Below are 17205 nucleotides of genomic sequence, written 5' to 3'. Positions count from 1 at the left end.
GGACGGGAGCCGCCCGAGCAGCCATCGAGGTGATGTCATGACCGGCACGACACTCGACGACTACACCGACCGGTACGCCCGCCGGGTGCGGGGGATGACCGCCTCGGAGATCCGCGCGCTGTTCGCAGTCGCCAGTCGGCCGGAGGTGGTCTCGCTCGCCGGTGGCGCCCCCTACATCGCCGCTCTCCCGCTGGACGCCGTCGGTGAGATGCTCGGCCGGCTCGGCACCGAGCACGGCACCACCACCCTGCAGTACGGCATCGGCCAGGGCACCCTGGAGCTGCGGGAGCGGATCTGCGAGGTGATGGCCCTCTCCGGCATCGACGCCGCCTGCGGCGCCTCCCCGGAGGACGTGGTGGTGACCGTCGGCGGGCAACAGGCGCTCGACCTGGTGGCCCGGCTCTTCCTCGACCCGGGTGACGTGGTGCTCGCCGAGGGGCCGACCTACGTCGGCGCGCTCGGGGTGTTCCAGGCCGCCCAGGCGCAGGTCGTGCACGTACCGATGGATGACGACGGGCTGATCCCGGAGGCGTTGGAGACGGCCATCGCGGACCAGGCCCGCGCGGGCCGGCGGGTCAAGTTCCTCTACACCATCCCGACCTACCAGAATCCGGCCGGCGTGACGCTGACCGAGGAGCGGCGGGAGCGGGTCCTCGACATCTGCGAGCGCGCCGGCCTGCTGGTCGTCGAGGACGACCCGTACGGCCAGTTGGGCTTCGAGGAGGAGGCGCCGGCGCCGCTGCGGGCGCGTCGCCGCGAGGGGGTTTTCTACCTCAGCACCTTCTCCAAGACCTTCGCCCCGGGGCTGCGGGTCGGCTGGATCCTCGCGCCGCACGCCGTACGCGACAAGCTGGTGATTGCCAGCGAGGCGCAGATCCTCTGCCCCAGCGCGTACGCGCAGTCAGCCGTCAGCACGTACCTCAGCACGATGCCGTGGCGCGAGCAGCTGAAGGTCTACCGGGAGGTCTACCGCGAGCGGCGGGACGCGATGCTCGCCGCCCTGGCGGATCTGATGCCCGCCGGCACCAGGTGGACCACCCCCGGCGGCGGTCTCTTCGTCTGGGCGACGCTGCCGGACGGTCTGGACTCGAAGGCGATGATGCCCCGGGCCATCGCCGCCCGGGTGGCCTACGTGCCGGGCACCGGCTTCTACGCCGACGGCACGGGCAACGGCCACATGCGGCTCAACTTCTCGTTCCCTGCGCCGGAGCGGATCCGGGAGGGCGTCCGCCGATTGGCCAGCGTCATGGAGCAGGACATCGCCATGCGGCGGGTGTTCGGCGCGGTCGGCGGGCCGGGCGCCCGGCGTGGCCGGGCCGGCTCGGACGCCCCGGGACCTGACTTGGCATGATGCCCGGCATGGGTGCCACCGCTGCCGAAGAACCCGTCGAGTCCGGTTCCGCCACCTCAGACCTGCACGTGCTCGTGCTCGCCGGCGGCCTGTCGTACGAGCGGGACGTGTCGCTGCGCTCCGGCCGTCGGGTGCTCGACGCGCTGCGGGCCGTCGGGATGGAGGCCGAGCTGCGCGACGCCGACGTCGCCCTGCTGCCGGCGCTGGCCGCCGATCCGCCCGACGCCGTGATGATCGCCCTGCACGGCGCCACCGGCGAGGACGGGTCGCTGCGCGGAGTGCTCGACCTCTGCGGCGTCCCGTACGTCGGGTGCGACGCACGGACCTCCCGGCTCGCCTGGGACAAGCCATCGGCGAAGGCGGTGCTCCGCGAGGCCGGCATCGCCACCCCGGACTGGGTCGCGCTGCCGCACGACCGGTTCAGCGAGCTGGGCGCGGTGGCCGTGCTGGACCGCATCGTCGACCGGTTGGGGTTGCCGTTGATGGTGAAGCCGGCCCAGGGCGGTTCGGGGCTCGGCGCCGCCGTGGTCCGGGACGCCGCGTCGCTGCCGGCCGCCATGGTCGGTTGTTTCGCGTACGACCCGACCGCGCTCGTGGAGCGCTACGTGCCCGGCATGGACGTGGCGGTCTCCGTCATCGACCTGGGTGACGGACCGCAGGCCCTGCCGCCGGTCGAGATCGTGCCGCGCAACGGGGTGTACGACTACGCCGCCCGCTACACCGCCGGCCGGACCACCTGGCACACACCGGCCCGGCTGGAACCATCGGTGGCGGAGGCGGTGGCCCAAGTCGCGTTGGCCGCCCACACCGCTCTCGGCCTCCGCGACCTCAGTCGGGTCGATCTGATCGTGGACTCGGCCGGTCAGCCGCACGTGCTGGAAGTCAACGTCTCCCCGGGGATGACCGAGACGTCGCTGCTACCGCTCGCGGTGCAGGCGGCCGGGCTGGACTTCGGACGCGTGATCAGCGGCCTGGTCGCCCGCGCCGCCGCTCGCTGACGAACCGCCTTCCGGATACCGGCGTGGTGTCCGGGAGACCTTCAACGCCTCTGGTCGTCGGCTGAACCCGCCACGCGGTTCCGACGGTCTCTGCGGGGCGTTTGCACCCGGCGCACCCCGCCTGCGTCCGCCCAGCCACGGCTGAACGCTCTCAGGGCCGTCCGCACCTAGACGAACGGCCCTGAGAAGCGGTGTGACCGGGCGGCCGCCCGGTCAGCGTTGTTGCCGTCCTCGCGACACCCGTTGGGCGGCGCGCGCTCAGGTGTTGGTCGGCCCGCCGACCGGGCTGGCCGCGCCGTCTGACGCGCCGGCCGCCGGCGACTCGACGCTTCGGTCGGCGGGATTCGTCTCCGCGCTCGTGGCCGGCGCCGCCGCCTCCGCGCCCGCGGTTTTCGCGGTCCCGTCCGCGTCGGCGGTCTCCGTGTCCCGGTCCGACGCATCGGCGGTCGCCCGCTGCGAGGGCACGGGGCGGACCGGTGCGGGAGCTTGCACTACCGGCTCCTGCTCGGGCGAGGTGCGCTCGTCCCCGCCACCCTGACGACCGCGACGCTCGTCGCCTTCTGCTGCCGCTTCCGAGCCGGTTTCCGGCCGCGCGTTGCTGGCGGTCCCGTCCGGCGGAACAGCGTCGGTCGGCGTGGACTCCTCCGGACCACCCGGCTCGTCGGGTAGCTCGACCCCCTCCCCGATCGCCTCCAGCAACGACCCGCCGGCAGTACGGCGTCCGCCCGGCGGGCTTGCTTCGGTCGGCGTCTGCCCCTCGGCGGGAGCTGACTGCGCGGCGAGGCTGGACGGAGCCTGCCACTGGATGCGGGGCGGCTCGGCCAGGGGCCGTCCGCCGAACTCGGCGAGCCAGGCAGCCACCAGGGCCAGGTTCTCTCGCCAGCTGTCCTCGGAGATGGGCGGCAGGATCGAGTCCCAGAGGGAGAGGAAGGTCCCGCGGAGCTGGAGTCGTCCGTACGGGCGGGCCAGGAACCACATGTGGAGATGGGCCGACCCGTCTCCCCAACGGTTCACGTGCACCCGAGCCACCCCGTCCAGCGAACGGATGGCCCGTTCGAGTCGTACCGTCATCACGCCCAACTCGGCGGCGAGAAGGTTGGGTAGATCGCCAAGATCCAGGTGCGACCGCGATTCAAGGATGAGGACCATCGGCAGGCCGGTGGGACGGTCCATGGCGCGTACGCGCCACCGGTCGCCGACCCAGATATAGGCGTCGTCGGGCGCCTGGCATGCGGTGCATTCCCGGTGGGCCTCGCCCTTGCGGGGCGGTTCGACCGCGACCGGATCGTCGAGTTGCTTAACCCGCAGGTCACCCTCGAAGGGAAAGGACGGCCACTGGGTGAAGTCCGGGACTGAGGGAGGGGTCTCGTGCACGACGCTGACCCTAACGGAGTCCAGCACCGCTGTCCCTACCTGAATCACGTTCCGTTTCACGGAGGCTCGGACGGCCGACGGTCGACCGCCCAGCCACTGTCCCCAGGGTTATCCACAGGCCGCCGAGGTGGCTTGAGTTGGCTGTCATCCACGGTTCAACAAGGGGTTTCAGCCTTTCGTTTCACGTGAAACGGCGACGGCCTGTGGAAAACCGGTGTGGATAACATCGGGGCGCTGGTGGCGTCGCTCCGCGCGGGTCGACAGCCAAGTCGGAGCGGTCTCGTTTCACGTGAAACAGGGCCCGTGGTGCCCGTGATGCTGCCGCCCGCCGGCCCCCTGCCGCACCGCCAGTCGGAGAGCCCGGCTGGTGTCATTCCCCGCCCCAAGACGACCCGCTGCCGCGACGGCACCCGACCACCGGCCGGACGGGAGGTCGAGCTGTCCCGGTGCCCTCGACAAGGCCAGGCACACTCGTCGAGGCGGGGAGATCGTCCGCCAGCCCGCGCCGGGACGTCGCACCACGGACGGCGTAAGACGCCGGCGAGCAAGGCGCGGTGACAGGCATGGCGAGCCGGCCGGTGTCGAGTTGAACCGCTCACGCCGGCGCTGCCCGGCTGGCCGGGCAGGTGCCGGCGCGGCGGCGGGCCTTCCCGTCAAGGTCGCCGAGGGGTGCCGGGCGTACTTCTTGCGGACGAGCTGATCTCCGGCACCATCCCTGCAGGACGTGAGGCCAGCACCAGAGTTTGCGGCCGTTGAAGCCGAGCCCTTAGTCGTGGGGCTGTTTCACACCGGCTGGCATGCGCAGCGCGGTCAAGCGTCCGGCGGGGCCGGTTGGCGCCGCGCCAACATGAGGCGGCCGCATCCGGCGGCGCGCATCGGGCGGTGCGTATCCGGCGGCCTGCATCCGGCGGCGCGCATGAGGCGCGGCCTTCACACGCGGGCTTAACGCGCGGGCTTAACGCGTGGGCTTAACGCGTGGCTTGAGGCGGGGCGTACATGGGCCGGGGCCCGTGGATGGCGCAAGGCTGGCGTGTTTCACGTGAAACGAGGCCACCCTGGATCCGCAGCCTGCCAGCGGGAGGGCTGAACCACCAGGAGCGCAGTCTCCTCGATTCCACCGGGCCAGCCGCAGCTGCACCCGTGCCAGCCCACAGCGGACAACCACCCCGTGCCGACGCCAAGCGGGTCCGTGCCGCAGTCGGTCAACTGCCCCACACCGCTGCCGAAATGAAGGGTCCGCGCTGCCGGTCAACCGTCGCGCGAGTGCCAGGCAATGTGCGGCGCCGCCGGCCTCACCCCGGCCGCCAGCTCACCCCGGTCGCCGGCCTCACCCCGGTCGCCGGCCTCACCCCGGTCGCCGGCCTCACCCCGATGGCCGGCCTCACCCCGGTCGCCGGACTCACCCGGGCGGCCGGACCGCACCGGTTAGCCAGACCACTAGGCCACCCGGCTCACCAGACCAATCCTGGCCATTACCGGGCCGGGTGAGCCGGTAGGCCCACCAAACCCGCCGGGCCCTCTCCCTACCATCCCATTGGGGCGGTAGGCCGCGGGTGAGCCGCTAGAGCGGGCTACGGCGGTGCCTGCCTGGCGCCCGGCACGGCGGCGTGCTCACTGGCACCGGCTGGGCCATCGCTGCGCCAGGGTATCGGTCAGTACAAGGCCGACGATCCCGCTGGGTGCCCGCGCTCCGTCCGTTCGGTTCGACACCGCCTACGGCCGCCGCGACGGCCTCGCGCCACGACGGCCGGTTCGCGGCGCGCTCCGCGAGCCTGCTGCCGGCAATGTGCGCTCCGATGAGCGGGCCAACCCGCCGGCAATCCCGGGCCGACCGTCTTACTCAGGACGACCACGGGCGGCGGTGCCGACGGTGCCCGGCCCCGGCAGCAAGCTCGGGCGAGCGGGCGGGGGAAGAGTCACCCAGCGACGAAACGGCCGCGCGCTCGCGATGCGAGGGCGCGGCCGTCAGAGCCGTCAGGTCTCCGAGCGGTTCAGCCTTCCGGCTCCTCCTGCTCGACCCCGATGATGCCGACGATCCGCTCCAGGTCGTCGACCGTGGCGAACTCGATGGTGATCTTGCCCTTGCTCCGCCCGATATCGACCTTCACGCGGGTGTCGAAACGGTCGGAGAGCCGATCGGCGAGATCGTTCAGTGCGGGGGCGTGTGGCTTCGGCCGGCGCTTCGCCGACTCCTTCTTACTCGGTCCCTCGCTCAGGGCGAGCGCAACGATCTCCTCGGTCGCCCGGACCGACAGGCCCTCGGCGACGATCCGGAGCGCGAGCTGTTCCTGCGTCTCCGAATCCTCCAAGCTGAGCAGCGCCCGAGCGTGCCCCGCGGAGAGCACCCCGGCGGCCACGCGCCGCTGCACCTGGGCCGGCAGGTTCAGCAGTCTGATGGTGTTCGAGATCTGCGGCCGGCTGCGGCCGATCCGACGCGCCAGTTCCTCGTGGGTGGCGCCGAACTCCTCCAGCAACTGCTGGTAGGCGGCGGCCTCTTCCAACGGGTTCAGGTTCGCCCGATGGATGTTCTCCAACAGCGCGTCCCGCAGCATGGCGTCGTCGCGGGTGTCGCGCACGATCGCCGGGATGTTCTCCCGGCCGACGGCCTGCGCGGCCCGCCACCGCCGCTCGCCCATGACGAGCTCGAACTTCTCGTCATCGAGTTGCCGCACCACAATCGGCTGAAGAAAGCCGACCTCCTGGATGGAGGTCTTCAGCTCCTCCAGGGCCTCCTCGTCGAAGACGTGCCGAGGCTGCTTGGGGTTGGGCACGATCGAGTCGACCGGGATCTCGGCAAAGCGTGCGCCGGGCACCGGGCTGAGCATCGGCTCAGCCGTGCTGACCGCAGCCGGCGTCGGTGCCACAGCCGCCGGTACGGCGACCCCGCTCGCCTCGGCCGTGATCGTGCCGGCACCAGCGCCAGCATCCGGAGCCGGCCCGGTCGGGATAAGCGCCCCCAGGCCCCGTCCCAGACCACCCCGAGGACGGTTCTTCATGCCACGCCTCCCAGCGCCTCGTACGCACTACGCATTCCGGCTCACCGGCTCCTTGACGCCCCGCTCTGCAATCTCCTGGGCGGCCTCGAAGTAGCTCGTTGCCCCCCGCGATCCGGGATCGTAGGTCATCACCGACTGGCCGTAGCTGGGTGCCTCGGAGACCCGGACGTTGCGCGGGATCACCGCCTGGAGCACCTTGTCGCCGAAGTGGTTCCGGACGTCCTGCTCGACCGCGTCTGCTAGCCGGGTACGCCGGTCGTACATGGTGAGCAGGATCGTGGAGACTTCGAGCCGCGGGTTGAGGTGCTGGCGGACCAAGTTGATGTTGTTGATGAGCTGGTTCAGCCCCTCGAGCGCGTAGTACTCGCACTGGATGGGGATGAGCACCTCCTGGGCCGCCACCAACGCGTTCACCGTCAGCAGGCCGAGCGACGGCGGGCAGTCGATGAAGACGTAGTCGAAGTGCCCAGGGTAGGCAGCGATGGCCCGGTCCAGCCGTGACTCGCGGGCCACCACGGACACCAACTCGATCTCCGCGCCGGCCAGGTCGATGGTGGCCGGCACGCACCAGAGATTGGGGATGCCCTCGACCGCCTGGGCCACGTCCGCCAGCGGAACGCTGTTGATCAGGCAGTCGTAGACGTCCGGCACACCGGTGTGGTGCGGCACGTTCAGCCCGGTAGAGGCGTTGCCCTGTGGGTCAAGGTCGACCACGAGCACCCGGTTACCGTGCAGCGCGAGCGCCACCGCCAGGTTCACCGTGGTCGTGGTCTTGCCCACGCCGCCCTTCTGGTTCGCGACGCACATGACCCGGGTCCGCTCCGGCCGAGGCATAGTCACCTCGCCACTTGGGTTCAGGATCTGCACGGCGCGCATCGCCTCCATAGCCAACGGTGGGTCATCCTCTTCGCGCGTCGGAGTTTCACGTGAAACGTACGCGGCCTCGGTGGCGGCCGGTTCGTAGGGCCCGGCCGGCGGCGCGGGCGTGTCGGACGCCGGTCGGAGATCCGGTACCACCCCGGGCGCCTGCTGGTGCGGTGGTGGTGGCGCGGCCTCGAACCGTACGGAGGCAGAGGCGTTCCGCCCGATCGGGATCACTCGCGCCTCGGGAGTGGCGTTGGTGGGTCGACCGACCGGGTCGGAAGCGTCCTGGCCTGACGACGATTCGGGAGCCGGCGGCCATGGAGCGCCCGACGTGGGTGCGTCCCGGCCGGGCTCCGACGGGCTCTGTGATGCCTCGGAAGGCTGCCAACTCGGGTAGTCGGTTTCACGTGAAACAGGGTCGCCCGCCGACCCGGTCACGCGCGGATCGTCATACCTGCCGTCGTCATGCACCTGTCATCCCTGCCCGCTTCGGATGGTCGGTCCGCATCCGTCAACCGGGCCACTCGCGTGCTGTCCGCAGAGGTACCGCCCGGCGGGAGCGGTCGTCCCGGAGGACATCCATCACCGCCCGCTCCACACTATCGACGCGCGGTCAGCCTACGGCGCATGGGCGTTGCCGGTCCACGTCGGGTTCGCAACCCGCCGGCCGAAACCCTGCGACACGAGGGTGATCAGACCGCGCGGGGGCACCTCACCCACGTCTGACGGGAGGCCGCGGCCGGGCCCGGCGCGCGTCGCTGCCGGGCCCGGCCGGGCACAAGTCACCGTCGGCGCGCCCGGGACTTCTTCGACGACGCTCTGGGCTTCGGGCCGACCACCCGCTCCCGAACGATCTCGACCACGGTGGTCGGCGGATCCACGATCCCCTCGCCACACCGGCGCAGCACGGGATCCCCGCCACCGAGCCGGTGCACCGCTGCGGCATGCTCGGTGATCTCCTCCGCCGCCGAGGCGCCCTTCAGGGCGACCAGGCGCCCGCCCGGTACGGCCAGGGGCAGGCACCACGCGGCGAGCCGGTCCAGTGGCGCGACCGCCCGGGCGGTGACCACGTCGCCGTGCACCGGGTCCGGCCCGGCGGCTGCCTCCTCGGCCCGTCCCCGGAGCACCTGGACCGCCCCGTCCAGCGCCAGTGCGTCCACGGTCTCCTGAAGGAAGGCGGTCCGGCGGGCCAACGGCTCGATCAGCGTCACGGTGAGGTCGGGCCGGGCGATGGCGAGTACCAACCCCGGCAGTCCCGCCCCGGATCCCACGTCGAGCACGGTCGCGCCCGGCGGAATCAGCTCGGCGACCGCCGCGCAGTTCAGCAGGTGACGGTCCCAGATCCGGGGCGCTTCGCGGGGGCCGATCAGCCCTCGCACCACGCCGTCGGTGGCCAGCAGTTCGGCGTACCCGGCGGCAAGGTCGAGGCGGTCACCGAAGAGGCGCTGAGCGGCCTCGGCCAGTTCGGGCGGCAACACCGCCATGGCCGGATCCAGTGCCGGCAGCGGCCCGCTGGACGGCAGTCGCGACGGTGGCATGGCGGGCTCGGGAGATCCGGATGGCAGCGCCGAACCGGCCGGCTCGGAAGATCCGGGCGGGACAGCCGACGGCCCGGGCGGCGTACCACCCGGGCCGGACGGGGCACCACCCGTGATGTCGTCTCGGGTCACCCGTTCAGTCCGTGGGGCGGACGACGATGCGCCGGTTGGGCTCGACGCCCTCGGACTCGCTCTCCACCCCGTCGATCGCGTTGACCACGTCGTGGACGCACTTACGCTCGAAGGCCGACATCGGCTCCAGCCGAACCAGCTCGCCGTGCTCCTTGACCTTCTCGACGGCGTTCCGGGCTACTGCGGCGAGTTCCTTGCGGCGGTTGGCCCGGTAGCCACCGACGTCGAGCAGCAGCCGGCTCGGCGAGCCGGTCTGCCGGAAGACCGCGAGCCGAGCCAGCTCCTGGAGCGCCTCCAGGGTGGCACCGCGCTGACCGACCAGGCTCTGCAGGCGGCCGCCGACCACCTCGACCACCGGCCGCCCGCCCGACACCAGCTCGTCGATGTCACCGTCGTAGTCGAGGATGTCGAGCAGCCCTTCGACGTAGTCGGCCGCGATCTCACTCTGCCGGAACAGGTCGCCCTCGCCAGCGGCCTTGCTCGGCGCCGATTCCGCGTCGTTCTCCGCCGACTCGCCGTCGACCGGAGCCGCCGCGGTCGGCTCGTCGTCGTCCAGGGGCTGGTCAGCGCGGGGGATGCTGGTGTCGGTCACGGTGTCATCTCCGTACTCGCTCGGCCGGACCTCGGGTCCGCTGGTTTCCCGCGGCCGGCGGGACGTCGCCGGTGCCCGCGGGCACGTCTGTAGGGCAGTCTCGCCCGTCTGCCGCGTCATGCGCGGCGCTTCCCACACCGGCGCCGGGCCTTTCGGCGGCTGCACGGTGCGCAACGGGCCGCCGCCGGTTTCCCAGCGGCGGCCCGGACGATTCAGCCCTGCCGCTTGGCGGGGCGGCCCTTCTTCGGATTGGCCGGCTTGGCACCCGGCTTCGGGCCGGCGACCTTCGGCGCAGCCGGCTTCGGCGGCACCGGGGCGGGCTTGCCCCGACCGAACAGGGACTTCGTCGGCTGCGTCCCGTTACGGCCCGAGGTGCCCGGCTTGCTGGTCGCCGTCACCGGCGGCGGGAACTTCCGCAGCACCCACTGCTGCTGGCCGAGGGTGAAGAGGTTGTTGGTGACCCAGTAGATGATCACACCGATCGGGAAGATCGCGCCGGAGATCAGCAGCGACAGCGGGATGCCGTAGAGCATCAGGCGCTGAATCATCCGCTGCTGCGGGTCCTCCGCCCAACCGGTCTTGAGGATCATCTGACGGCTGGTCAGGTAGGTGGTGCCCATCATCACCAGCACCAGGACGCCGGCCATGATCTTGACGGTGGTGCCGTTGGCGCCGAGACGCGCCAGCTCGTCGGCGGTCGACCCGAACTTGCCGGCAATCGGTGCGGTGAAGAGCTTGGCGGCCGAGGCGCTCTCGAACTGGCTGACCGTCCATCCGTAAAGGGTCTTGCCCTGGTTGGCCGGGTCGAGGCGCTTGAGCACGTGGAAGAGGCCGAGGAAGACCGGGATCTGGAGGAACATCGGAAGGCAGCCCATCAGCGGGTTGGCCTTTTCCTTCCGGTAGAGCTCCATCATTTCCTTCTGGAGCGTCTCCCGGTCACCCTTGTGCTTCTCCTGTAGCGCCTTCACCTGAGGCTGGAGCGCCTGCATCGCCCGCTGCGACTTGATCTGCTTGACGAAGACCGGGAAGAGGATCACCCGGACGGTGACCACCAGGAAGACGATGGCCAGGATCCAGCCCCAGGTGGTGCCGAGGACCGTGGTGTCCGGAATCCCGATGGCGTCCCAGACCGAATGCCAGGCCAGCAGGATCCACGAGATCGCGTAGTAGATCCAGTCGAGACTCAATTCTCAGGCTCCAGTCACGTCGGCAGATCGGCGGCTGCCCGGCTCCGGCACCGGGTCGTATCCACCAGGATTGAATGGGTGGCAGCGCGACAGCCGCCGGACCGCCAGACCGGTTCCCCTGAGCGCACCGTGCCGGGCTACCGCCTCGAGGGCGTACGCGCTGCACGACGGGTAGAACCGACAGCGGGCCGGCAGCGCCGGACTTATCCACCGACGGTACGCGATGATGGGCAGGGTCAGCATCCGGGCACCCGGGGTAGCCGGGCGGGGTGGTGTCCGCTCACCGCTCACCGCGACCGCCGCCCTCGGCCGGACCGGGCAGCGGCGAGCGCAGCGTCCAGGTCGACCCCGAGCCGCTGGTACGGCGCGTCGGCCGCCGCCGGCAGGGCGCGTACGACGAGGGTGCTTCCGGCCGGCAGGGCGGCAAGCCGTTCCCGGACCAGATGCCGCAACCGACGGCGGACCTTGTTCCGGACCACCGCGGGCCCGACAGCCTTGGAAACCACGAAGCCGGCGCGGGAGACCGGTGCGGATTCTTCCTCCGCACCGCCCCGCGCCGGCTTCGGCGCTACGTCTACGGCTTCGGATGTGCCCGGCAGGGTCAGGTGGACGACCAGCGTGCCCCGACCGGCCCGACGGCCACCGCGAACCGCTGCGGCGAAGTCGCTACTGCGCCGCAGTCGCTGCGCGGCTGCCAGCACGACTGCCACGTCCCGCAGAGCGGACCCGGTCGGCCTCAGGCCGACAGGCGGGCGCGACCCTTGGCGCGACGGGTCGAAAGAATGGCGCGGCCGGCCCGGGTGCGCATGCGCAGCCGGAAGCCGTGGGTCTTCGCGCGCCGGCGGTTGTTCGGCTGATAGGTGCGCTTGCTCACGTCAGGCTCTCCGTTGTCGGACGGCCCCGGGCGAGGGATCGCCGGGATCGTGGTGGTCCAGGCCGCCGCTGTGGTGGCCCCGATCGGTGCTGCCCGGGCGGCGCGTCACCCCGGCATTGCGGGGAGAGCGACCATGGACAGCAAGCACCCATCACCCTAGCAGAGGGCGTGAGAGCAGCCCCTCCAGCCTAGGTCCGGGTGCAATCAGCGTCAAACCGCCCCACCTGGGCCGAGAGCTGCGGCGCAGGGCGACCGAAGCGGTGGTTTTCACTGATGCCGACAAGGGGCCAGGCGCGTCGACGGTTGATGATGCGGCGACAACGCTGTTACCGTGCCCGATTGCGGTCAGCGTCTCCAGGTCCGGGATGTCGCCGGCAGGCAAGACCGGACACGGTAGTGAATCGTTCGGCACGGTGAACCCGCTTCAGCGCCCGGCCACGGCAGGGGGCAGGTCCGACCCGCGCCCGGTGGGCGGCCACAATCGGTCGGTACACAGGCTGTGGATAACTTGTGGAGGACGGCCGGTGGCGCGGCCGGGTGGGCGAGAGATCACGCCCGCTCGGTACGAAAGCCCCCGGAACGGCCGGGGGACGGCGGCGTCCGGGAGCAGAGGCGAGGGGGTGGCACGACGGTGGCCGGTACGACCGACCTTGCCGCGGTGTGGACGGCGACCACGGACGAACTCGCCGACGAGATCATCTCCGCGCAACAGCGGGCGTATCTGAGGCTGACCCGACTGCGGGCCATCGTCGAGGACACCGCTCTGCTGTCGGTGCCGGACGCCTTCACCCGGGACGTGATCGAGTCGCGGTTGCGGCCGGCCATCACCGAGGCGCTCACCCGCCGGTTGGGCCGGCCGATCCAGGTCGCGGTGACGGTCCGCGCACCCGAGGACAACCGCGCCACGGGCACGGTCTACCGCGCCGCACCCGAAGCCGGCCCCGGCGAGCACGACGGCGGGCCGGTCGGCTTCGACGGCCTGGCGGCGGATCCGGACGCGGCGGCCGGCGGCGGCCGGCAGCAACTCCCGCTCATCCCCGAGCAGCCGCACCCGGGCCGATTCGACCGGCCGGCCCCGGACACAGCGGCGGCCGAGGGCGGCCCCCGCCCGGGCCCGCCCGTGGCCGACGGCCAGGAGACCCTCTTCGGCACGGCGTTCGGCGAGCCGGCTCGGCCGTCCGACCGCTCGGCGGAGACGACCCGACGGCCCGGTGTCGGATTCACCGATCACCCCGGGCGCCTGGACCCGCCGCCGGCCGGCCCGCGCGGCTTCGGCACCCGGTTCCGCGAGGAGCCCGGTGTCTCACCCCGGGACCAGCACGTCATCCGGGCCCTGCCGACCGACGGCGGCACCGACAGCGGGCCCGGCCGCAGTGGCGCGGATCACCGCCCCAGGGACGACCGGCGGCTGCCGGCGGGCGCGGACAGCGGCGGCAACCGGCTCAACCCGAAGTACATGTTCGAGACATTCGTCATCGGCTCCTCGAACCGCTTCGCGCACGCGGCGAGCGTCGCGGTGGCCGAGTCGCCGGCGAAGGCGTACAACCCGCTGTTCATCTACGGCAGCTCCGGCTTGGGCAAGACCCACCTGCTGCACGCCATCGGGCACTACGCCACCACGTTGGGCAACGCCCGCTCGGTCCGGTACGTCTCGACCGAGGAGTTCACCAACGACTTCATCAACTCGCTGCGGGACGACAAGACCAGTGCCTTCCAGCGCCGCTACCGCGACGTCGACATCCTGCTGATCGACGACATCCAGTTCCTGGAGAACCGCGAGCGGACCCAGGAGGAGTTCTTCCACACCTTCAACACGCTGCACAACGCCAACAAGCAGATCGTGATCACTTCCGACCGCTCGCCTAAGCAGCTGGCGACGCTGGAGGACCGGCTGCGTACCCGGTTCGAGTGGGGGCTGCTCGCCGACATCCAGCCGCCGGACCTGGAGACCCGAATCGCGATCCTGCAGAAGAAGGCCGCCCAGGAGCGCCTGTACGCCCCACCGGACGTGCTGGAGTTCATCGCCTCCCGGGTGTCGAACTCGATCCGGGAACTGGAGGGGGCGCTGATCCGGGTCACCGCCTTCGCCAGCCTGACCCGCTCGAACGTGGAGCTGTCGCTGGCCGAGGAGGTGCTGCGGGACTTCATCCCGGACGGCACCGGCCCGGAGATCACCGCCGACCAGATCATGGTCTCCACCGCCGATTACTTCGGCGTCAGCCTGGAGGATCTGCGCGGGCACTCCCGCTCCCGGGTACTGGTCAACGCCCGCCAGGTCGCCATGTACCTGTGTCGCGAGCTGACCGACCTGTCGCTGCCCCGGATCGGCCAGGCGTTCGGCGGCCGGGACCACACCACCGTCATGCACGCCGACCGCAAAATCCGTCAGCAGATGGCCGAACGGCGGTCTCTCTACAACCAGATCGCCGAGCTGACCAACCGGATCAAGCAGAACACCTGAGCGACGGCTTCAGGTCGCGGCGCGCGCCGCCACCGAGGGCCCGGCCGGAGTACCGGCCGGGCTTTTTCGTACCCCGCGGTTGACTCTCGACGAGGTGTAGACCACACCATCGGAGGCGTGTCCGCTCACGTCCACGCTCGTTGTCCACAGCTCGTTTTCCACCGACGGTGGACAACCACGCTCCGTCGGCGTCCGGTTACCCACAGCCTGTGGAGAAACCCTGGGGACAACGCTGTGGACGCCTGGGGATGGCTGGGGACAACCGACCGCTCTGTCCACCGACGACGGCCGGCCTGTGGGCGACCTGTTGAAGGTTCTGGGGATGACGGCGTCCGAGGCGGCCGCGTCGATCCACAGGGTTGGGGAGAAAGTCGGTGGATTACCGGTGGACAACCGGTGGACGACGGTGGACAACCCGGTGCACGAGGGCAGGCTGTGGACCACCAGCCGGGTTTTACCCCTGGTTCTCCACAGCAAAACCACCGGTGGATAACCTGTCTGACCTGCCCTGACGCGGGTTCTCCACAGTTTGCACAGGTGCGATGAAGACGATGAGTTATCTCTTCTAAAAGAACGAAAACCAATCATCACCGTTGGACTTCCTGTGGATCGGCCGACTGCTGCCGGAGGAACCGTCAGCAGCGACACGATCCACGGGGTCGGGCGCACAGCCGATACCCTCGCGCCCTAAGGTGCGATGGGTACCCGCACGCCAGGCGGGTCGGTGGGCAGCGGCCGGCATGAGAGAGTTGACGACGTCGACGTCGACGCGGAGGCATTGATGAAGTTCCGAGTGGAGCGCGACGCGCTCGCCGAGGCCGTGGCCTGGACCGCGAAGAGTCTGCCCAACCGGCCGTCCGTACCGGTGCTGGCCGGCGTGATGCTTCGCGTCACCGACGGCAGCCTGCAGGTCTCCGGCTTCGACTACGAAGTCTCCAGCCAGGTGACCGTGGAGGTGCAGGGCGACGCCGACGGTGCCGCGCTGGTCTCCGGGCGCCTGCTGGCCGAGATCACCAAGGCGCTGCCCGCCAAGCCGGTCGACATCGCCGCGGTGGGAGCACACCTCGAACTGGTCTGTGGCAGCGCCCGGTTCACCCTGCCCACCATGCCGGTGGAGGACTACCCGACGCTGCCCGAGATGCCGGAGAGCGCCGGCACCGTCGACGCGGCCGCCTTTGCCGCCGCGGTGGCCCAGGTGGCGATCGCGGCCAGCCGGGACGAGACGCTGCCGATGATGACCGGCGTACGCGTCGAGCTGTCCGGCGGCTCGCTGGCCATGCTCGCCACCGACCGCTACCGGCTGGCCCTGCGCGAGATGGAGTGGAACCCGGACGACCCGGAGATCAGCATCAACGCGCTGGTGCCGGCGCGCACGCTCAACGACACCGCCAAGACCCTCGGCCCGCTCGGCGGCCAGGTCACCCTGGCCCTGTCCCAGGGCTCGGCCGGCGAAGGAATGATCGGTTTCTCCGGCGGCACCCGGCGGACCACCAGCCGCCTGCTCGACGGCGCCAACTACCCGCCGGTGCGTTCGCTCTTTCCGGCAACCCACAACGCCGACGCCCGGGTGCCGGTCAGCACCCTCATTGAGGTGGTCAAGCGGGTCGCCCTGGTGGCCGAGCGGACCACGCCGGTGCTGCTCAGCTTCAGCGCCGACGGCCTGGTGGTCGAGGCCGGCGGCACCGAGGAGGCGCGGGCCAGCGAGGCCATGGAGGCGACCTTCACCGGCGAGCCGCTGACCATCGGTTTCAACCCGCAGTACCTCATCGACGGGCTGGCCAACCTCGGGTCCCAGTTCGCCGTGTTGCAGTTCGTCGACGCCTTCAAGCCCGCGGTGATTTCCCCCGCCGGGGAGGATGGCGAGCTCATCCCTGGGTACCGGTACCTCATCATGCCGATCCGCGTTTCCCGCTGAGATCGGCAGAGCACACCCGTACCAACGAAAGGTAAGAAAGAGATGCAGCTCGGCCTGGTAGGGCTCGGCCGGATGGGCGGCAACATGCGCGAGCGGTTGCGCGCCGCCGGTCACGAGGTGGTCGGTTTGGACCACAACGCGGAGCTGAGCGACGTCGCAAGCGCGGCCGAACTGGCCGACAAGCTGGATGCGCCGCGGGCGGTGTGGGTGATGGTGCCGGCCGCCGTCACCGACAAGACCATCGACGAGCTGGCCGAGGTGCTCGGCGAGGGCGACCTGATCATCGACGGCGGCAACTCGCGGTTCAGTGACGACGCCCCCCGGGCGGTACGGCTCAACGAGCGCGGCATCGGCTACGTCGACGTGGGCGTGTCCGGCGGTGTCTGGGGCCGGCAGAACGGCTACGGCCTGATGGTCGGCGGTGCCCAGGAGCATGTCGAGCGGCTTATGCCGATCTTCAACGCGCTCAAGCCCGAGGGCGAGTTCGGCTTCGTGCACGCCGGCCCGGTCGGTGCCGGCCACTACGCGAAAATGGTGCACAACGGCATCGAGTACGGCCTGATGCACGCCTACGCGGAGGGCTACGAGCTGATGGCCGCCTCCGAGCTGGTGACGAACGTACCGGGTGTGATCAAGTCCTGGCGGGAGGGCACCGTGGTCCGCTCCTGGCTGCTGGACCTGCTCGACCGGGCGCTCGACGAGGACCCGGAGCTGACCCAGCTGAGCGACTACACCGAGGACACCGGCGAGGGCCGCTGGACGGTCGACGAGGCGGTCCGGCTGGCCGTACCGCTCAACGTCATCACCGCTTCGTTGTTCGCCCGGTTCGCCTCCCGGCAGGACGAATCGCCGGCGCTGAAGGCCGTTTCCGCGCTGCGTCAGCAGTTCGGCGGGCACGCCGTCCGCAAGCGCTGACCGGCACT

At 71.0% G+C, this 17205-nt stretch carries 14 protein-coding genes; 5 read left to right on the top strand and 9 right to left on the bottom strand.

Annotated elements, in window-relative coordinates; genetic code table 11:
* The first annotated feature begins 37 nt into the window (after nt 1-37).
* Complete coding sequence (locus C1I95_RS04360; protein WP_111212455.1) at nt 38-1351, top strand: aminotransferase-like domain-containing protein; 1314 nt, start codon at nt 38-40, stop codon at nt 1349-1351.
* An 8-nt stretch (nt 1352-1359) separates the two neighbouring features.
* Nucleotides 1360-2349, top strand: coding sequence for a D-alanine--D-alanine ligase family protein (locus C1I95_RS04355; protein ID WP_111212470.1), 990 nt, complete (start codon nt 1360-1362; stop codon nt 2347-2349).
* Nucleotides 2350-2607: 258 nt separating this feature from the next.
* Here C1I95_RS04355 and C1I95_RS36145 read toward each other — a convergent pair whose 3' ends face one another.
* The 9 genes from C1I95_RS36145 to rpmH form a co-directional block, all read right to left on the bottom strand.
* Nucleotides 2608-3498, bottom strand: a complete 891-nt coding sequence (locus tag C1I95_RS36145; RefSeq protein ID WP_438941283.1) for a hypothetical protein — start codon at nt 3496-3498, stop codon at nt 2608-2610.
* Between the two features lie 2216 nt (nt 3499-5714).
* On the bottom strand, nt 5715-6719 hold the full coding sequence (locus tag C1I95_RS04340) for a ParB/RepB/Spo0J family partition protein (protein ID WP_111212454.1): 1005 nt from the start codon (nt 6717-6719) through the stop codon (nt 5715-5717).
* 27 nt (nt 6720-6746) lie between these two features.
* On the bottom strand, nt 6747-8054 hold the full coding sequence (locus C1I95_RS37075; protein WP_111212453.1) for a ParA family protein: 1308 nt from the start codon (nt 8052-8054) through the stop codon (nt 6747-6749).
* A gap of 311 nt (nt 8055-8365) precedes the next feature.
* On the bottom strand, nt 8366-9121 hold the full coding sequence (rsmG, locus tag C1I95_RS04330) for a 16S rRNA (guanine(527)-N(7))-methyltransferase RsmG (protein ID WP_438941282.1): 756 nt from the start codon (nt 9119-9121) through the stop codon (nt 8366-8368).
* A gap of 136 nt (nt 9122-9257) precedes the next feature.
* The gene (locus C1I95_RS04325; RefSeq protein WP_111212468.1) at nt 9258-9845 is read right to left on the bottom strand and encodes a Jag family protein; all 588 of its coding nucleotides are present in this window, start codon (nt 9843-9845) and stop codon (nt 9258-9260) included.
* A 212-nt stretch (nt 9846-10057) separates the two neighbouring features.
* Nucleotides 10058-11032, bottom strand: a complete 975-nt coding sequence (yidC, locus tag C1I95_RS04320) for a membrane protein insertase YidC (protein WP_111212452.1) — start codon at nt 11030-11032, stop codon at nt 10058-10060.
* Between the two features lie 3 nt (nt 11033-11035).
* Nucleotides 11036-11275: a membrane protein insertion efficiency factor YidD gene (gene yidD, locus C1I95_RS04315; protein ID WP_233513358.1), complete on the bottom strand. Its 240-nt coding sequence runs from the start codon at nt 11273-11275 to the stop codon at nt 11036-11038.
* A 44-nt stretch (nt 11276-11319) separates the two neighbouring features.
* Nucleotides 11320-11733 carry a ribonuclease P protein component gene (gene rnpA / locus C1I95_RS04310; protein WP_111212467.1) on the bottom strand — a complete coding sequence of 138 codons (414 nt, stop codon included), beginning with the start codon at nt 11731-11733 and terminating at the stop codon, nt 11320-11322.
* A 35-nt stretch (nt 11734-11768) separates the two neighbouring features.
* Nucleotides 11769-11906, bottom strand: a complete 138-nt coding sequence (rpmH, locus tag C1I95_RS04305) for a 50S ribosomal protein L34 (protein WP_007073824.1) — start codon at nt 11904-11906, stop codon at nt 11769-11771.
* Nucleotides 11907-12537: 631 nt separating this feature from the next.
* Here rpmH and dnaA point away from each other — a divergent pair.
* From dnaA to gnd, 3 genes are all read left to right on the top strand, one after another.
* Nucleotides 12538-14367, top strand: a complete 1830-nt coding sequence (gene dnaA / locus C1I95_RS04300; protein WP_111212450.1) for a chromosomal replication initiator protein DnaA — start codon at nt 12538-12540, stop codon at nt 14365-14367.
* 781 nt (nt 14368-15148) lie between these two features.
* Complete coding sequence (gene dnaN, locus C1I95_RS04285; RefSeq protein ID WP_111212448.1) at nt 15149-16282, top strand: DNA polymerase III subunit beta; 1134 nt, start codon at nt 15149-15151, stop codon at nt 16280-16282.
* Between the two features lie 42 nt (nt 16283-16324).
* A complete protein-coding gene (gene gnd, locus C1I95_RS04280; RefSeq protein WP_111212447.1) occupies nt 16325-17197 on the top strand; it encodes a phosphogluconate dehydrogenase (NAD(+)-dependent, decarboxylating) in 873 nt (290 codons plus the stop codon).
* Nucleotides 17198-17205 lie beyond the last annotated feature (8 nt).

It is taken from the genome of Micromonospora craterilacus, assembly GCF_003236315.1.
Classification (GTDB): Bacteria; Actinomycetota; Actinomycetes; order Mycobacteriales; family Micromonosporaceae; genus Micromonospora; species Micromonospora craterilacus.
This window is presented reverse-complemented; position numbering and strand designations above follow the sequence as displayed.

Excerpts from the sequence above, each read along its gene's own strand:
- C1I95_RS04360 (WP_111212455.1), top strand. The coding sequence starts at position 38 with ATGACCGGCACGACACTCGACGACTACACCGACCGGTACGCCCGCCGG.
- C1I95_RS04355 (WP_111212470.1), top strand. The coding sequence starts at position 1,360 with ATGGGTGCCACCGCTGCCGAAGAACCCGTCGAGTCCGGTTCCGCCACC.
- C1I95_RS36145 (WP_438941283.1), bottom strand. The coding sequence starts at position 3,498 with ATGGTCCTCATCCTTGAATCGCGGTCGCACCTGGATCTTGGCGATCTA.
- C1I95_RS04340 (WP_111212454.1), bottom strand. The coding sequence starts at position 6,719 with ATGAAGAACCGTCCTCGGGGTGGTCTGGGACGGGGCCTGGGGGCGCTT.
- rsmG (WP_438941282.1), bottom strand. The coding sequence starts at position 9,121 with ATGCCACCGTCGCGACTGCCGTCCAGCGGGCCGCTGCCGGCACTGGAT.
- yidD (WP_233513358.1), bottom strand. The coding sequence starts at position 11,275 with ATGCTGACCCTGCCCATCATCGCGTACCGTCGGTGGATAAGTCCGGCG.
- dnaN (WP_111212448.1), top strand. The coding sequence starts at position 15,149 with ATGAAGTTCCGAGTGGAGCGCGACGCGCTCGCCGAGGCCGTGGCCTGG.
- gnd (WP_111212447.1), top strand. The coding sequence starts at position 16,325 with ATGCAGCTCGGCCTGGTAGGGCTCGGCCGGATGGGCGGCAACATGCGC.